Annotated in this window: 16 protein-coding genes and 1 tRNA gene; 16 read left to right on the forward strand and 1 reads right to left on the reverse strand. The window is 63.7% G+C overall.

Features of this window, described 5'->3' with window-relative positions; translation table 11 throughout:
• Positions 1-141 precede the first annotated feature (141 nt).
• Both BDI24065_RS03655 and BDI24065_RS03660 read left to right on the forward strand, forming a co-directional pair.
• Entirely contained in the window at positions 142-924 is a 783-nt protein-coding gene (locus BDI24065_RS03655; protein ID WP_011351770.1) for an SDR family oxidoreductase, read from the forward strand.
• A 32-nt stretch (positions 925-956) separates the two neighbouring features.
• The gene (locus BDI24065_RS03660) at positions 957-1,388 is read left to right on the forward strand and encodes an acyl-CoA thioesterase (RefSeq protein WP_069247799.1); all 432 of its coding nucleotides are present in this window, start codon (positions 957-959) and stop codon (positions 1,386-1,388) included.
• A gap of 110 nt (positions 1,389-1,498) precedes the next feature.
• Here the strand turns inward: BDI24065_RS03660 and BDI24065_RS03665 are convergent, their stop codons facing one another.
• On the reverse strand, positions 1,499-2,044 hold the full coding sequence (locus BDI24065_RS03665; protein WP_122945140.1) for a LuxR C-terminal-related transcriptional regulator: 546 nt from the start codon (positions 2,042-2,044) through the stop codon (positions 1,499-1,501).
• 224 nt (positions 2,045-2,268) lie between these two features.
• Between BDI24065_RS03665 and BDI24065_RS03670 the strand changes: the two genes are divergently transcribed.
• From BDI24065_RS03670 to BDI24065_RS03735, 14 genes are all read left to right on the forward strand, one after another.
• Positions 2,269-2,973, forward strand: coding sequence for a CoA transferase subunit A (locus BDI24065_RS03670; protein WP_175030054.1), 705 nt, complete (start codon positions 2,269-2,271; stop codon positions 2,971-2,973).
• Position 2,974: 1 nt separating this feature from the next.
• Positions 2,975-3,616, forward strand: a complete 642-nt coding sequence (locus tag BDI24065_RS03675) for a CoA transferase subunit B (protein WP_175014825.1) — start codon at positions 2,975-2,977, stop codon at positions 3,614-3,616.
• A 196-nt stretch (positions 3,617-3,812) separates the two neighbouring features.
• Positions 3,813-4,709, forward strand: coding sequence for an alpha/beta fold hydrolase (locus tag BDI24065_RS03680; RefSeq protein WP_175030055.1), 897 nt, complete (start codon positions 3,813-3,815; stop codon positions 4,707-4,709).
• Between the two features lie 82 nt (positions 4,710-4,791).
• Positions 4,792-5,145 carry a RidA family protein gene (locus BDI24065_RS03685; RefSeq protein ID WP_175030056.1) on the forward strand — a complete coding sequence of 118 codons (354 nt, stop codon included), beginning with the start codon at positions 4,792-4,794 and terminating at the stop codon, positions 5,143-5,145.
• A gap of 39 nt (positions 5,146-5,184) precedes the next feature.
• Positions 5,185-7,419 (forward strand): RelA/SpoT family protein, encoded by a 2,235-nt coding sequence (locus BDI24065_RS03690; protein ID WP_175030057.1) that lies wholly within the window; start codon positions 5,185-5,187, stop codon positions 7,417-7,419.
• An 87-nt stretch (positions 7,420-7,506) separates the two neighbouring features.
• Positions 7,507-7,583 (forward strand) — tRNA-Val (locus BDI24065_RS03695).
• Positions 7,584-7,854: 271 nt separating this feature from the next.
• Complete coding sequence (gene thrS, locus BDI24065_RS03700; protein WP_175030058.1) at positions 7,855-9,762, forward strand: threonine--tRNA ligase; 1,908 nt, start codon at positions 7,855-7,857, stop codon at positions 9,760-9,762.
• Positions 9,763-9,811: 49 nt separating this feature from the next.
• Positions 9,812-10,336: a translation initiation factor IF-3 gene (gene infC, locus BDI24065_RS03705; RefSeq protein ID WP_071734130.1), complete on the forward strand. Its 525-nt coding sequence runs from the start codon at positions 9,812-9,814 to the stop codon at positions 10,334-10,336.
• Positions 10,337-10,525: 189 nt separating this feature from the next.
• Positions 10,526-10,723 (forward strand): 50S ribosomal protein L35, encoded by a 198-nt coding sequence (gene rpmI / locus BDI24065_RS03710; protein WP_004191477.1) that lies wholly within the window; start codon positions 10,526-10,528, stop codon positions 10,721-10,723.
• 29 nt (positions 10,724-10,752) lie between these two features.
• Positions 10,753-11,112: a 50S ribosomal protein L20 gene (gene rplT, locus BDI24065_RS03715; RefSeq protein ID WP_004192938.1), complete on the forward strand. Its 360-nt coding sequence runs from the start codon at positions 10,753-10,755 to the stop codon at positions 11,110-11,112.
• A 148-nt stretch (positions 11,113-11,260) separates the two neighbouring features.
• Positions 11,261-12,274: a phenylalanine--tRNA ligase subunit alpha gene (gene pheS / locus BDI24065_RS03720; RefSeq protein ID WP_041492813.1), complete on the forward strand. Its 1,014-nt coding sequence runs from the start codon at positions 11,261-11,263 to the stop codon at positions 12,272-12,274.
• 96 nt (positions 12,275-12,370) lie between these two features.
• Entirely contained in the window at positions 12,371-14,800 is a 2,430-nt protein-coding gene (gene pheT / locus BDI24065_RS03725; RefSeq protein WP_175030059.1) for a phenylalanine--tRNA ligase subunit beta, read from the forward strand.
• 72 nt (positions 14,801-14,872) lie between these two features.
• Positions 14,873-15,259 (forward strand): integration host factor subunit alpha, encoded by a 387-nt coding sequence (locus tag BDI24065_RS03730; RefSeq protein ID WP_006486093.1) that lies wholly within the window; start codon positions 14,873-14,875, stop codon positions 15,257-15,259.
• Between the two features lie 60 nt (positions 15,260-15,319).
• Positions 15,320-15,733 (forward strand): MerR family transcriptional regulator, encoded by a 414-nt coding sequence (locus tag BDI24065_RS03735; protein ID WP_175030060.1) that lies wholly within the window; start codon positions 15,320-15,322, stop codon positions 15,731-15,733.
• The last annotated feature ends 50 nt before the right edge of the window (positions 15,734-15,783 follow it).

The following is a 15,783-nucleotide window of genomic DNA, read 5'->3' on the forward strand; positions in this document are numbered from 1 at the left end:
AGCGTATTGTCTGCGAAACGAAACGCTTGCCGCAACAGCATGCGGCTAGATTAGCACGATCGTTCTATTTTCGTGCTAGGGTAATGCCGTTCGGGGCGTGCTGTCCGTGGCGGCGAAACGACATTGAAAGGGGAAGTGCAAATGGGTCGGTCGATCAATCTGGAAGGCAAGGTTGCGCTGGTCACGGGCGCGTCGAGCGGCCTCGGGCAGCGCTTTGCACAGGTGCTGTCGCAGGCCGGTGCGAAAGTCGTGCTCGCGAGCCGTCGCGTCGAGCGCCTGAAGGAGCTGCGTGCCGAGATCGAGGCGGCGGGCGGCGCCGCGCACGTCGTGTCGCTCGACGTCACCGACGTCCAGAGCATCAAGGCGGCGGTCGCGCACGCGGAGACGGAAGCCGGTACGATCGACATCCTCGTGAACAATTCGGGCGTCTCGACGATGCAGAAGCTCGTCGACGTGACGCCTGCCGATTTCGAGTTCGTGTTCGACACCAATACGCGCGGCGCGTTTTTCGTCGCGCAGGAAGTCGCAAAGCGGATGATCATGCGCGCGAACGGAAGCGGCAACGGCAAGCCGCCGTGCCGGATCATCAACATCGCGTCGGTGGCCGGGCTGCGCGTGTTTCCGCAGATCGGCCTGTACGCGATGAGCAAGGCGGCGGTCGTGCAGATGACGCGTGCGATGGCACTCGAGTGGGGGCGCCACGGGATCAACGTCAACGCGATCTGTCCGGGCTATATCGATACCGAAATCAATCATTACCTGTGGGAAACCGAGCAGGGCCAGAAGCTGCAGTCGATGCTGCCGCGCCGGCGCGTCGGCAAGCCGCAGGATCTCGACGGGCTGTTGTTGCTGCTCGCGGCCGACGAGTCGCAGTTCATCAATGGCTCGATTATCTCCGCCGACGACGGCTTCGGCCTCGCCTGAGCGGATGACATTCAGCAACACAGAAGACTGCAATGAGCGATTATTCACCCGTTTTTGAGATGTCGATGCCGATCCGCTGGGGCGACATGGACGCGTTCGGCCATGTGAACAACACGGTCTATTTCCGCTACATGGAGCAGGCGCGGATCTCGTGGTTCGAGGAACTCGGCATCGCCGGCGGCAATGGCGAGGGGCAGGGGCCCGTCATCGTCACGGCGTCGATGGAGTTTCTCAAGCAGCTGCACTATCCGGGCGACGTGATCGCGAAGATGTCGGCGGCAAAACCCGGCCGCAGCAGCTTCGACACGGGTTTCGAGCTGACGCGCGCCGACGATCCGCAGCATGTCTATGCGCGTGGCAATGCGCGCTGCGTGTGGGTCGACTACGCGCTCGGCAAGTCGGTACCGCTGCCCCAGTTGCTGCGCGACACGATCGAGCGCGCGCTTGCGGCGAAGGTCGGCTGAGCGTCGATACGGCGAGGCCGGGCCGGCACAAGGTCGCCGGCGGCATGCCATACCCGTTGTTTCCCGAATCGGCCGCCATGCGCGGCCGATTGTCATCGGGGAGCCGCCGTTCACTGCCCGAGCAGGCGCTGCAGCAGCTCCGGCGTATTGTTGGTCCCGTACTTGCGCATCAGCCGTGCGCGGTAGATGTCGACCGTGCGCGAGCTGATGTCGAGCACGCGACCGATCTGCTTGCTGGTCTTGCCGGTCGCGAGCTGCGCGGCGATCTCGCGCTCGCGCGGGGTCAGTTCGACGGCGACCCGGCGCGTCGCGCTCAAATCCTCGAAGGTCCACACGCCCGCTGCAAGGGGCGCGGTGCGGTCGAGTGCGCGGCCGGTGACGTGGCACCAGAACAGCTCGCCGTCCGCCCGTTTCATGATTCTGTCATCCGAGTAGATGCCGTTCGCGGCCATCACGCGTGCGATCCGTTCGCCGATTCGCTGGAATTCGTCCGTCGACGGGTACAGCACCTCGTACGATTTCCCGATCAGGTCGGCCCGCGCGCAGCGGAAGATCGACGCGAGCGCATCGTTGCAGTCCTCGATCACGCGGTCGCGTGACAGGACGAGGCCGAGCGGCGCGAGGTGGAAGGCGGTCTGGTAATCGAGGGCGGTCATGGACGCGGGCAGACGATGGCAAATGCTTATGTATTTTTGCGTATTGTGCCGCATCCGCGCCGCATCGTACCCTTTCAGGCATCTCGTGGCGGTTTGCCGCGACATAAAAACAGCGCGCCTCGACGCAGGTATCGCCGTGCATGCATAGAATGATGCGGCGGGCTTGCGGGCCACGTGGGCGCGTGAACCGGTTTCGCTGGTTTCCATAGAGGAAGGGACAACTGATGAACAAAGTCTATCCAAGCGCGGCTGCCGCGCTGGAAGGGATCGTCCGCGACGGACAGACCTTCGCGGTGGGCGGCTTCGGCCTGTGCGGGATTCCGGAGGCGCTGATCGCAGCGTTGCGCGATACGGCCGTCAAGGGCATCACCTGCATCAGCAACAACGCGGGCGTCGACGGCTTCGGCCTCGGCCTGTTGCTGGAAACGCGCCAGATCAAGAAGATGATCTCGTCGTACGTCGGCGAGAACAAGGAGTTCGAGCGCCAGTACCTGGCCGGCGAACTCGAGCTCGAATTCACGCCGCAAGGCACGCTCGCCGAAAAGCTGCGCGCGGGCGGTGCGGGCATCCCGGCGTTCTTCACGAACACGGGCTACGGCACCGTGATCGCGGAAGGCAAGGAAACGCGCCAGTTCGGCGATCGCCACTACGTGCTCGAGCCGTCGCTGACGGCCGATGTCGCGCTCGTGAAGGCCTGGAAGGCCGACAAGTCGGGGAACCTGGTGTTTCGCCGCACCGCGCGCAACTTCAACCCGATGTGCGCGATGGCCGGCAAGATCACCGTCGCGGAAGTCGAGGAGATCGTCGAGAACGGCGAGCTCGATCCGGACCACGTCCACACGCCGGGGATCTTCGTGCAGCGTATCGTGCTGAACGCGACGCCCGAAAAACGCATCGAACAACGCGTCGTACGCGCAAAAGGAGACTGACATGGCCTGGAATCGTGACCAGATGGCCGCGCGCGCGGCGAAGGAACTGCAGGACGGCTTCTACGTGAACCTCGGCATCGGCCTGCCGACACTCGTGGCGAACCACGTGCCGGAAGGCGTCGAGGTGTGGCTGCAGTCGGAGAACGGCCTGCTCGGCATCGGCCCGTCGCCGACCGAAGACGAAGTCGACGCCGATCTCATCAACGCCGGCAAGCAGACCGTCACGACGCTGCCGGGCTCGTCGATCTTCTCGTCGGCCGATTCGTTCGCGATGATCCGCGGCGGCCACATCAACCTCGCGATCCTGGGCGCGATGCAGGTCAGCAAGCAGGGCGACCTCGCGAACTGGATGATCCCCGGCAAGATGATCAAGGGGATGGGCGGTGCAATGGACCTCGTCGCCGGCGTGAAGCGCGTCGTCGTGCTGATGGAGCATGTCGCGAAAGGCGACCAGCACAAGATCCTCGAGGAATGCAACCTGCCGTTGACGGGTGTCGGTGTGGTCGACCTGATCATCACCGATCTCGGCGTGATCGAAGTGACGCCGTCCGGCCTGAAGGTCCTTGAACTCGCAGACGGCGTGAGCGCCGACGAGATCCAGGCGAAGACGGGCGCACCGCTCGACGTCAGCGCGATCGCATAAGGTTCCGCGCGTCGGCGCGGCTTCGACGCCCCGCATGCCGGATGACGGCATGCGGGGCGTTTGTCATTGCGCACGCGGGGCTGCCGGTGTGGGGCCCGATGAGCCGACCCGCGCGGCGGAAGCGGTTTACAATCGTTTGCATCGGGCGTCGCAAGCGTTGCCCTGCGCGTCGCCCCCGTTCGACAGGATGCCAACGATGCCAACGACCCCAGCGAATTCCCAGGTTCCTCGCCAGCGGCGCGTGCAGTGTGCGAGCGCTGCCGGCCTTCACCACGTCGCCTATACCGAATGGGGCGATCCCGCCAACCCGCGCGTGCTGGTCTGTGTGCATGGCCTGACCCGTTCCGGGCGCGATTTCGATCGGCTCGCCGCCGCGCTGTCCGATACGTATCGCGTCGTGTGCCCCGATGTCGTCGGGCGCGGTCAATCGGACTGGCTGGCCGATCCGCGGCTCTATGCGATTCCACAATACGTGGCCGACATGGTGACGCTGATCGCACGGCTCGACGTCGAATCGGTCGACTGGTTCGGCACGTCGATGGGTGGCCTGATCGGCATGGCGTTGGCGGGGCTGCCCGGTTCGCCGCTGCGCCGGATGATCGTCAACGACGTCGGCCCGCGCATCGAACCCGATTCGCTCACGCGCATCGGCGAATATCTCGGCGTGCAGCCGCGCTTTGCGACCCGGCAGGAGGGCATCGACTATCTGACGTCGCTGTCGCTGTCGTTCGGTACGCTGACCGCCGACGAGTGGCGCGAGATCAACGGGCCGCTGCTGCGCGAGCTGCCCGAGGGTGGCTGGACGATCCGCTACGATCCGCGCATCGCCGAACCGTTCAAGGCGACGACGCCCGAGTTGGCCGCGCTCGGCGAGGCCGCGCTGTGGCACGCGATCGAGACGACGAACGCGTCGCTGCTCGTCGTGCGCGGCGAGACGTCCGACCTGCTGTCGCGCGAGACGGTGGCCGACATGATGCGCCGCGGCCGGCATGTGACGCACGCCGAGGTTCCAGGGGCGGGCCATGCGCCGGCGTTCATCGACGCCAGCCAGATTGCACTCGCGCGGCGGTTTTTCGTCGAAGGCGGCGCATAAACGCGTCATAATATGCGGTTCGGCGACACGCGGGCCGTGTCGTCATCCGACTCTCTTCACCCATTCACGACCGGAACATTCCATGGCAGTCATTCGTCACCACGTCGGGCCCCGTCTCTCCGAAATCGCGATCCACAACGGTACCGTGTATCTGGCCGGCCAGATCGCCGAAGACACCTCGCAGGACATCCAGGGCCAGACGCGCGAAGTGCTCGGCCACATCGACCGCCTGCTCGCCGAAGCGAACAGCGACAAGGCGCATCTGCTGTCGGTGCAGATCTACATCTCGGATCTGGCGAACTTCGCAGGCATGAATGCGGAGTGGGACGCATGGGTCGCGCAGGGCAACACGCCGCCGCGCGCCACCGTCGAGGCGAAGCTCGCGGATCCGGCGCTGCTCGTCGAGATCGTGGTCGTCGCTGCGCAGCGGAGCTGAACACAATCCGTCGATGACTGCATTCCGCCAGGCCGAGCAATGACCGAGTCCGTTTCCGCTTCCCCCGTCGCGGCACCGTCGTTCGACGACGTGCTCGCGTTCGTGCGCGAGCGGGCCGGCGACGTGCGCCTGTCGTCGGGCGAACTGCTCGCCGATCACTCGGCGGGAACGGCGTCGATCATGCGCACGCTGAACGTCGATCCGCACGCGATGCAGGCGGCCGCGCTGTTCGTGCTGACGCCGCACCTGAGCGACCCCGAGCGCGAGCTCACCGAGCGTTTCGGCGACGAAGTGGCGCGGCTCGTGTCCGACGTGCGCAAGCTGTTGCGGCTCGGTACCGTCAGCCTGCGTGCCGCGCAGAACGCGGTGCCCGATGCGGGGCGCGATGCGGCTGAAGAGCGGCGTACGCAGATCGAGGCGCTGCGCAAGATGCTGCTTGCGTTTGCGCAAGACATCCGCGTGGTGCTGATCCGGCTCGCGTCGCGCTTGCAGTCGCTGCGCTACTACGCGGCCGCGAAGATCGATCCGCCGCCCGACGTCGCGCGCGAGACGCTCGAGATCTATGCGCCGCTCGCGAACCGTCTCGGGATCTGGCAACTGAAGTGGGAGCTCGAGGATCTCGCGTTCCGCTTCGAGGATCCCGTCACCTACAAACGCATCGCGAAACTGCTCGACGAGAAGCGCATCGAGCGCGAAGCGTACGTCACGCAGGCGATCGACCGATTGCAGCAGGAACTGGCGGACGCGCACATCCAGGCCGACGTGAGCGGCCGGCCGAAGCATATCTACAGCATCTGGCGCAAGATGCGCGGCAAGGAGCTCGACTTCTCCGAGCTGTACGACGTGCGCGCGTTTCGCGTGATCGTGCCGGACATCAAGGATTGCTACGCGGTGCTCGGCATCGTGCATCACCTGTGGCAGCCGGTGCCGAAGGAATTCGACGACTACATCTCGCGGCCGAAGCCGAACGGCTACAAGTCGCTGCACACGGTGGTGATCGGCGACGACGGCCGTGCGTTCGAAGTGCAGATCCGCACCCAGGAGATGCATCGTTTCGCCGAGTATGGCGTCGCCGCGCACTGGCGCTACAAGGAAGCCGGTGCGCGCGGGTACGGCGGCCAGTTCTCGGCGAGCGACAAGTACGACGAGAAGATCGCATGGCTGCGCCAGTTGCTCGCGTGGAAGGACGACGTCGAGGACGGCGCGGAAAAGTCGGGCGACAAGGCGTGGGCGCAGTTGCGCGAGACGTCGCTCGACGACGATCACATCTACGTGCTGACGCCGCAGGCGCGCGTGATCGCGTTGCCGCAGGGCGCGACGCCGGTCGATTTCGCGTACCACCTGCACAGCGAGCTTGGCCATCGCTGCCGAGGCGCGCGCGTCGACGGCGCGATGGTGCCGCTCAACACGCCGCTCGCAAACGGCCAGACGGTCGAGATCGTCGCGGTGAAGGAGGGCGGGCCGTCGCGCGACTGGCTGAACGTGCAGCTCGGCTATATGAAGAGCCCGCGCGCGCGTCAGAAGGTGCGTGCGTGGTTCAACTCGATCGAGCAGGAAGAAAACGTCTCGCATGGCCGCGCGCTCGTCGAAAAGACGCTGCAACGCGAGGGCAAGACGTCGGTCAACCTGGACAACCTTGCGGCGAAGCTCGGCTTCAAGTCGCCCGAGGAGTTGTTCTCGGTCGTCGGCAAGGAAGAGTTCAGCCTGCGCAATGTCGAGCACGCGCTGTCCGATGCGCCGCCGCCCGAACCGGCGCCCGAGGCGCCGGCCGATTTCGAGAAGCGCAGCAGCGGCGCGAGCGTGGCGCACGGCGCATCGACCGGCGTGCTGGTCGTGGGCGTCGACGCACTGTTGACCCAGCTCGCGCGCTGCTGCCGTCCGGCACCGCCCGATCCGATCAGCGGTTTCGTCACGCGCGGCAAGGGGATGTCGATCCACCGCACCGATTGCCCGACGTTCCGCCGGATGGTCGAGCGTGCGCCGGAACGCGTGCTGCAGACGACCTGGTCGGCCGACGTGCTCGGCGGGCGCGGTGCGTCCGTCTATCCGGTCGACCTGATGATCGAGGCGAGCGACCGGCAGGGGTTGCTGCGCGACATCTCCGAAGTGTTCGCGCGCGAGAAGATGAACGTCGTGGGCGTGAAGACGCAGAGCCGCCGCAATGCGGCATTCATGCAGTTCACGGTCGAGGTGTCGAACTCGGCGCAGGTGCAGCGCGCCTGCACGCTGCTCGGCGAGGTGCAGGGCGTCGTGCGGGCGGGGCGGAAGGCGTGATGTGGGGTTCGAACACCGTTATTTTGCTGCGACCGCATAAAAATACTTGCCAAGCGGGTAACGGCTCCATATAATCTTAGCTTCACTAGGCTCGTAGCTCAGCTGGTTAGAGCACCACCTTGACATGGTGGGGGTCGTTGGTTCGAGTCCAATCGAGCCTACCAACGAATTGAGAATGCCCGGTTTCCGGGTGTTCGATGCAGCAAATAACTCAACGCGAACAAGGCGAATACGGTTATGACACCGCGAACGTTGACCGAAACCTTTTCGGAGCGACGCTAGTCGAGGAACCCTTTCGCCCTTTCAGTTTGAGTGAAGTATCGAATGCGGCCCCTCGAAAGCGGGGCCGCATTTTTTTTGTCGCGAAATTTTCCCGCGTGATTTTTATATCGCGTACCTGGTCTGCCGCCCACTGTCGGCATCACGGAGATTGCTATGGTTTCGATACGCTTGCCTGACGGCTCAGTTCGACAATACGAGCATCCGGTGACAGTTGCCGAGGTTGCAGCCTCGATCGGTCCCGGCCTTGCGAAGGCTGCGCTTGGCGGCAAGATCGATGGCGAGCTCGTCGATACGTCGGCCGTGATCGACCGCGACGCGTCGCTCGCGATCATCACGGACAAGGATGCCGACGGCCTCGACATCATCCGTCACTCGACGGCGCACTTGCTCGCGTACGCGGTGAAGGAACTGTATCCGGACGCGCAGGTGACGATCGGCCCGGTGATCGACAACGGCTTCTATTACGACTTCTCATACAACCGTCCGTTTACGCCTGAAGATCTGGAAAAGATCGAAAAGCGCATGCAGGAGCTCGCGAAGAAGGACGAGCCCGTGACGCGCCGCGTCGTGTCGCGTGACGAAGCGGCGGGCTACTTCCGCAGCATCGGCGAGAAGTACAAGGCCGAGATCATCGAATCGATTCCGCAAAGCGACGAAATCAAGCTGTACTCGCATGGCGGCTTCACCGACCTGTGCCGCGGCCCGCACGTGCCGTCCACCGGCAAGATGAAGGTCTTCAAGCTGATGAAGGTCGCGGGCGCTTACTGGCGCGGCGATTCGAAGAACGAGCAGCTGCAGCGCATCTACGGTACGGCCTGGACGAAGAAGGAAGATCAGGATCAGTACCTGCACATGCTCGAGGAAGCGGAAAAGCGCGACCACCGCAAGCTCGGCAAGCAGCTCGACCTGTTCCACATGCAGGAAGAGTCGCCGGGCATGGTGTTCTGGCATCCGAAGGGCTGGGCGCTGTGGCAGCAGGTCGAACAGTACATGCGCCGCCGCGTGAACGAAGCCGGCTACCTCGAGATCAAGACGCCGATGATCATGGACCGCTCGCTGTGGGAAGCGTCGGGCCACTGGCAGAACTACCGCGAGAACATGTTCACGACGGAATCGGAGAAACGCGACTACGCGATCAAGCCGATGAACTGCCCGGGCCACGTCCAGGTGTTCAAGCACGGCCTGCGCTCGTACCGCGACCTGCCGCTGCGTTATGCGGAATTCGGCTCGTGCCACCGCAACGAGGCGTCGGGCGCGCTGCACGGCCTGATGCGCGTGCGCGGCTTCGTGCAGGACGATGCGCACATCTTCTGTACGGAAGACCAGTTCATCTCGGAATCGATCGCGTTCAACACGCTGGCGATGAGTGTGTACAAGGACTTCGGTTTCGATCACATCGACATCAAGCTGTCGCTGCGCCCGGACCAGCGTGCGGGTACGGACGAGACGTGGGATCGCGCCGAGCAGGGCCTGCGCGACGCGCTGACGGCCTGTGGCCTCACGTGGGAAGAGCTGCCGGGTGAGGGTGCGTTCTACGGTCCGAAGATCGAGTACCACATCAAGGATGCGCTCGGCCGTTCGTGGCAGTGCGGCACGCTGCAGCTCGACATGGTGCTGCCGGAGCGCCTCGGCGCCGAGTACGTCGCGGACGACAGCAGCCGCCGCCGGCCGGTGATGCTGCACCGTGCAATCGTCGGTTCGATGGAGCGTTTCCTCGGCATTTTGATCGAGCACCACGCTGGTGCGATGCCGGCCTGGCTCGCGCCGTTCCAGGCAGTTGTGCTCAATATCGCCGAAAGTCAGGCCGAATATGCGCAATCTCTGGCCCAATCGTTGCAAAAACAAGGGGTTAGAGTGGCGGCCGATTTGCGCAATGAGAAGATTAGCTATAAAATACGCGAGCACACGCTGGAAAAGGTGCCTTATCTCCTCGTCGTGGGGGATAAGGAGCGTGATGCGCAAACGGTAGCCGTGCGTGCCCGTGGCGGCGTCGATCTTGGCGTGATGCCGGTCGAAGCCTTCGTTGAGCGTCTGCAGGAAGACCTGCGCTCGTTCAAGTAACCGCCCTGGCAGCGCGGCTCGTTTTTTTAATTTTTAGAGGAAACGTAACATCGCTACTGATAAGTCGTCGCACCGCATCAACGGTGAAATCACTGCGCCGGAAGTGCGTCTGGTCGGGATCGAGAACGAACCGCTTGGTATCGTAAAACTCGCTGATGCTTTCCGTAAATCGGAAGAACTGGATGTTGACCTGGTGGAAATCGCGCCGCAAGCGGTTCCCCCGGTTTGCCGTCTGATGGATTACGGCAAGTTCAAGTACCAGGAGTCGAAGAAGCAGCACGAAGCGAAGCTGAAGCAGAAGGTCATCCAGGTCAAGGAAGTCAAGTTCCGCCCGGGTACCGATGACGGTGACTACAACGTCAAGCTCCGCAATCTCGTGCGCTTCCTCGAAGAAGGCGACAAGACGAAGATCACGTTGCGTTTCCGCGGCCGCGAAATGGCTCACCAGGAAATCGGTATGCGGATGCTTGAGCGTCTGCGCACGGATCTCGAGGAAGTCGGCCAGGTCGAGCAGATGCCGAAGATGGAAGGGCGCCAGATGATCATGGTGCTCTCGCCGAAGAAAAAGAAGTAACGGGCCCGCGCGCTTCGCGCGCAGGTTCGAAGTGGTTCGGCGCGTTGCCCGGTCAGGGCGGCGTGCCAGCAATGACGGCGGCTGCGCAAGCGGTTCGCCGTACACAAGTGGACTGGGTTTCGAAGGGCGGGTCAAGGGCGCAAGCCAACCGCACACCCATCGCCATCTAATAAACTGGAGTTGTTCGTCATGCCTAAGATGAAGACCAAGAAGAGTGCTGCAAAGCGCTTCGTGGTGCGTCCGGGCGGTACCGTCAAGCGCGGTCAAGCCTTCAAGCGTCACATCCTGACCAAGAAAACCACGAAGAACAAGCGTCACCTGCGCGGCGCAACGGCAGTTCATGATTCCGATCTGAACTCCGTCCGCGCGATGCTGCCGTTCGCGTAACCCCTAACTGATACTCTAAGGAGAGAAACATGCCTCGAGTCAAACGTGGGGTAACCGCGCGGGCCCGCCACAAGAAGATCATCAACCTGGCCAAGGGTTATCGCGGCCGCCGCAATAACGTCTACCGCATCGCCAAGCAGGCGGTGATGCGCGCTGGTCAGTACGCGTACCGCGATCGCCGCAACAAGAAGCGTGTGTTCCGCGCACTGTGGATCACGCGTATCAACGCGGCAGTTCGCCAGCACGACATGACCTACAGCGTGTTCATCAACGGCCTGAAGAAGGCGTCGATCGAACTCGACCGTAAGGTTCTGGCCGACATGGCGGTGTTCGACAAGGCTGCTTTTGCTGCGATCGTCAAGCAGGTGAAAGCCGCCGTTGCAGCCTAATTGCGAAATTAGCACTGCGTGGTTAGTTGCAGCGAGGTTCCGGTAGTCTCGGCCGCTGCAGCGAAAACGGGGCTCTTCCGAGCCCCTTTTTTGTTTGGTGGGCGATTTCGCTCGCCAAGACCGAATGACGTTGGAAATGATGGGATCTATGGATCTGGACCAGATTGTCGCCGACGCGCAGCAGTCCTTCGAACAGGCTGCCGACATCACCACGCTCGAAAACGAGAAAGCACGATTTCTCGGCAAGTCGGGTGCGCTGACCGAGTTGCTGAAGGGCCTCGGCAAGCTCGATCCCGAAGCACGCAAGACCGAAGGCGCACGCATCAACGTCGTGAAGCAGCAGGTTGAAGCCGCGCTGACCGCCCGTCGCCAGGCACTGGCCGACGCGCTGCTGAATCAGCGCCTCACTGCCGAAGCGATCGACGTGACGTTGCCGGGCCGCGGCGCCGGTGCAGGCAGCCTCCATCCCGTGATGCGCACGTGGGAGCGTGTCGAACAGATTTTCGGTTCGATCGGTTTCGATGTGGCCGATGGCCCCGAAATCGAGACCGACTGGTACAACTTCACGTCGCTGAACAGCCCGGAGAACCATCCGGCGCGTTCGATGCAGGACACCTTCTACGTCGAAGGCAAGGATGCCGACGGCCGCCAGCTGCTGCTGCGCACGCACACGAGCCCGATGCAGGTGCGTTATGCGCGCATGAACCGTCCGCCGATCAAGGTGATCGCGCCGGGCCGCACGTATCGCGTCGACAGCGATGCGACCCACTCGCCGATGTTCAATCAGGTCGAGGGGCTGTGGATCGACGAAAACATCAGCTTCGCCGATCTCAAGGGCGTCTATACCGACTTCCTGAAAAAATTCTTCGAGCGCGACGACATCCTCGTGCGCTTCCGTCCGTCGTATTTCCCGTTCACGGAACCGTCGGCCGAGATCGACATGATGTTCGAGCAAGGCAAGAACGCCGGCAAGTGGCTCGAGATCTCCGGCTCTGGGCAGGTGCATCCGACCGTGATTCGCAACATGGGCCTCGATCCCGAGCGCTACATCGGCTTCGCATTCGGCAGCGGCCTCGAGCGCCTGACGATGCTGCGCTACGGCGTCCAGGATCTCCGGTTGTTCTTCGAGAACGACCTGCGTTTCCTGCGCCAGTTCGCGTAACGCCGCGCGCCGCGCCGACCTGTGCCCGTGCACGCCCCGACGGACGATCCGACGGGGCCCGGGCGTCGATCTAACCTGTTTCGAACGTAGACATCCATGCAATTCCCTGAATCCTGGTTGAGAACCTTTGTCGACCCGCAGCTGACGACCGACGAACTGTCGCACGCGCTGACGATGGCGGGGCTCGAAGTCGAATCGCTGACCAAGGCTGCGCCGCCGACATCGAAGATCGTCGTCGGTCGCGTGCTCGAAGTCGTCAAGCATCCGGATGCGGACAAGCTCAATGTCTGCCAGGTCGACGCCGGCACCGGCGCGACGCTGAATATCGTTTGCGGCGCGCCGAATGTCGCGCCCGGCATCAAGGTACCGGTCGCGCTGGTCGGCGCGGAACTGCCGCCGGCGGAAGAGGGCGGCAAGCCGTTCGCGATCAAGCTGTCGAAGCTGCGCGGCGTGGAGAGCCAGGGGATGCTGTGCTCGGCGCGCGAACTGAAGCTGTCCGAGGATCACAGCGGCCTGCTGGTGCTGCCGGAAGACACGCCGGTCGGCCAGGACATCCGCGAGACGCTCAATCTCGACGACACGATCTTCGAAATCAAGCTGACGCCGAACAAGGCCGACTGCCTGTCCGTGTTCGGTATCGCGCGCGAGACGGCCGCGATCACCGGCGCGCCGCTGACGCCGGTCGACATCCGCCCGGTGCGCGTCGAGCTCGACGAAACGCTGCCGGTGCGCATTGCCGCGCCCGATCTGTGCGGCCGCTTCTCGGGTCGCGTGATCCGCGGCGTGAACGCACATGCGAAGACCCCGCAGTGGATGGTCGAGCGCCTCGAGCGTTCCGGCCAGCGCAGCGTGTCGGCGCTCGTCGACATCTCGAACTACGTGATGTTCGAACTCGGCCGCCCGTCGCATGTGTTCGATCTCGACAAGATCCACGGTGGCATCGAGGTGCGCTGGGGCAAGCGCGGCGAATCGCTGAAGCTGCTCAACGGCAACACGGTCGAACTCGACGAAACGGTCGGCGTGATTTCGGACGACCGCCACGTCGAAAGCCTGGCCGGCATCATGGGTGGCGACAGCACGGCCGTCACGCTCGATACGACCAACATCTATCTGGAAGCCGCATTCTGGTGGCCGGACAGCATCCGCGGCCGTGCGCGCAAGTACAACTTCTCGACCGATGCGGCCCATCGCTTCGAGCGCGGCGTCGATTACGCGACGACCGTCGAGCACGTCGAGCGCATCACGCAACTGATTCTCGAGATCTGCGGCGGCAAGGCCGGCCCGGTCGACGATCAGTCCGTGAACCTGCCGCAACGCGCGCCGGTGAAGATGCGCGTGTCGCGCGCGAACCGCATCATCGGCGTGCAGATCGGCGCCGACGAGATCGCCAGCATCTTCACGCGCCTCGGCCTGCCGTTCGAGCGTGAAGACGACGCGTTCCTCGTTACGCCGCCGTCGCATCGCTTCGACATCGAGATCGAGGAAGACCTGATCGAGGAAGTGGCGCGCATCTACGGCTTCGAGAAGATCCCGGCGCGTCCGCCGGTCGCGACGAGCGAAATGCGCGCGACCAACGAAACGCGGCGCTCGATCCACGACATCCGTCACGCGCTCGCCGCGCGCGACTACGCGGAAACCGTCAACTTCAGCTTCGTCGATGCGGAGTGGGAGCAGGATTTCGCGGGCAACGACCACCCGATCCGCTTGCTGAACCCGATCGCGAGCCAGCTGTCGGTGATGCGCACGACGCTGTTCGGTAGCCTGATTTCGGTGCTGCGCCACAACCTGAACCGCCGTGCAGATCGCGTGCGCGTGTTCGAGGCTGGCCGCGTGTTCCTTACCGATGCGTCGGCGAAGGCCGGTGAGCTGACGGTCGAGGGCTATGTGCAGCCGAAGCGTGTCGGTGCGCTTGCCTACGGTCCGGCGCTCGACGAGCAGTGGGGCGTGGCGACCCGTGCGGTCGATTTCTTCGACGTAAAGGGCGACCTCGAGGCGCTGTTCGCACCTGCCGTTGCACGGTTCGTGAAGGCAGAGCATCCGGCCCTCCATCCGGGCCGCAGTGCGCGCATCGAAGTCGACGGCCGTGCGGTCGGCTGGATCGGCGAACTGCACCCGCGCCTGATGCAGAAGTACGAGCTGCCGCACGCACCGGTGATGTTCGAGGTCGATGCGGACGCGCTGATTGCGCGTGCGTTGCCTACGCCGACCGATGTGTCGAAATTCCCGCCGGTTCGTCGCGATATCGCCGTGGTCGTCGATCAGGCGGTCGAGGTTCAGGCACTTTTCGACGAAATGAAGAAGGCGCTTGCCGAAGAGGCCTGCCGATTCGTTCAGAAGGTTGTACTCTTCGACGAATTTCGTGCAAAATCAAATACTTCCGGTGGTCTTGCCGCGCACGAGAAGAGCCTTGCCTTCCGTGTGACGCTGCAGGACGCGGCTGGCACGCTACAGGACGAGGTCGTCGATCAGGCGATCCAGACGCTGGTCGAGCGGATGGCTCGTGCCGGTGCGCGTCTGCGCGGCTAAGGAGGAGGCCCGCCCGCTCGCGGGCGGCTTTTTCCGATCGTAAGTTTTGATTTAACGCGCTGTATGGCAGATATGAACGACATGACCTCGAGTGAATTCGAAGCCCTCCTGACGGCGCAACGCAGCGCCATGAACCGCGACGCTTCGGCGCCGGCGTCCACCGAGACGCCCACGCTGACGAAGGCGGAACTGGCGGAGCTGCTGTTCGACAGCGTCGGGCTGAACAAGCGTGAAGCGAAGGACATGGTCGAGGCGTTTTTCGAGGTGATCCGCGACGCGCTCGAAAACGGCGAGAGCGTCAAGCTGTCGGGGTTCGGCAATTTCCAGTTGCGCGACAAGCCGCAGCGTCCGGGCCGCAATCCGAAGACGGGCGAGGCGATTCCGATCGCGGCCCGCCGGGTGGTAACCTTCCACGCGAGCCAGAAGCTGAAGGCGCTGGTCGAAAACGGCGCGGAGTAAGTCCGCGCGCTGACGTCTCCGCGCGGCCGCCGCGCACCCTTTACCGACGGTTAACCGACGATGACCACTACGGTTGAGAAAGTCGTCTTGCCTCCGATTCCCGCGAAGCGCTACTTCACGATCGGTGAAGTCAGCGAACTGTGCGGGGTCAAGCCGCATGTGCTGCGTTATTGGGAACAGGAATTTACTCAACTGCGGCCGGTGAAGCGGCGTGGCAATCGTCGGTATTACCAGCACCACGAAGTGCTGCTGATCCGGCGGATTCGCGAGTTGCTGTACGAGCAGGGATTTACGATCAACGGCGCGCGCAACCGGCTCGATTCGCCGGGCGGTGAGCGGGCTGCTGCGGCACCCGTCGAGCCGGAGGCGCAGGCCGCCGATCCGCGCGCACCGGTCAAGCCGGGCTCGACCGTCGACGTCACTGCATTGCGGCAGGCGCTGCTCGACGTGATCGACGGACTGAAGCACGACTGAGTGCGAAGGATGAAATGAAAAGCCCGGTTGGCGACATGCCCCCGGGCTTT

This window comes from Burkholderia lata (assembly GCF_902499025.1).
GTDB lineage: Bacteria > Pseudomonadota > Gammaproteobacteria > Burkholderiales > Burkholderiaceae > Burkholderia > Burkholderia lata_C.

Excerpts from the sequence above, each read along its gene's own strand:
- BDI24065_RS03655 (WP_011351770.1), top strand. The coding sequence starts at position 142 with ATGGGTCGGTCGATCAATCTGGAAGGCAAGGTTGCGCTGGTCACGGGC.
- BDI24065_RS03660 (WP_069247799.1), top strand. The coding sequence starts at position 957 with ATGAGCGATTATTCACCCGTTTTTGAGATGTCGATGCCGATCCGCTGG.
- BDI24065_RS03665 (WP_122945140.1), bottom strand. The coding sequence starts at position 2,044 with ATGACCGCCCTCGATTACCAGACCGCCTTCCACCTCGCGCCGCTCGGC.
- BDI24065_RS03670 (WP_175030054.1), top strand. The coding sequence starts at position 2,269 with ATGAACAAAGTCTATCCAAGCGCGGCTGCCGCGCTGGAAGGGATCGTC.
- BDI24065_RS03675 (WP_175014825.1), top strand. The coding sequence starts at position 2,975 with ATGGCCTGGAATCGTGACCAGATGGCCGCGCGCGCGGCGAAGGAACTG.
- BDI24065_RS03680 (WP_175030055.1), top strand. The coding sequence starts at position 3,813 with ATGCCAACGACCCCAGCGAATTCCCAGGTTCCTCGCCAGCGGCGCGTG.
- BDI24065_RS03685 (WP_175030056.1), top strand. The coding sequence starts at position 4,792 with ATGGCAGTCATTCGTCACCACGTCGGGCCCCGTCTCTCCGAAATCGCG.
- BDI24065_RS03690 (WP_175030057.1), top strand. The coding sequence starts at position 5,185 with ATGACCGAGTCCGTTTCCGCTTCCCCCGTCGCGGCACCGTCGTTCGAC.
- thrS (WP_175030058.1), top strand. The coding sequence starts at position 7,855 with ATGGTTTCGATACGCTTGCCTGACGGCTCAGTTCGACAATACGAGCAT.
- rpmI (WP_004191477.1), top strand. The coding sequence starts at position 10,526 with ATGCCTAAGATGAAGACCAAGAAGAGTGCTGCAAAGCGCTTCGTGGTG.
- rplT (WP_004192938.1), top strand. The coding sequence starts at position 10,753 with ATGCCTCGAGTCAAACGTGGGGTAACCGCGCGGGCCCGCCACAAGAAG.
- pheS (WP_041492813.1), top strand. The coding sequence starts at position 11,261 with ATGGATCTGGACCAGATTGTCGCCGACGCGCAGCAGTCCTTCGAACAG.
- pheT (WP_175030059.1), top strand. The coding sequence starts at position 12,371 with ATGCAATTCCCTGAATCCTGGTTGAGAACCTTTGTCGACCCGCAGCTG.
- BDI24065_RS03730 (WP_006486093.1), top strand. The coding sequence starts at position 14,873 with ATGAACGACATGACCTCGAGTGAATTCGAAGCCCTCCTGACGGCGCAA.
- BDI24065_RS03735 (WP_175030060.1), top strand. The coding sequence starts at position 15,320 with ATGACCACTACGGTTGAGAAAGTCGTCTTGCCTCCGATTCCCGCGAAG.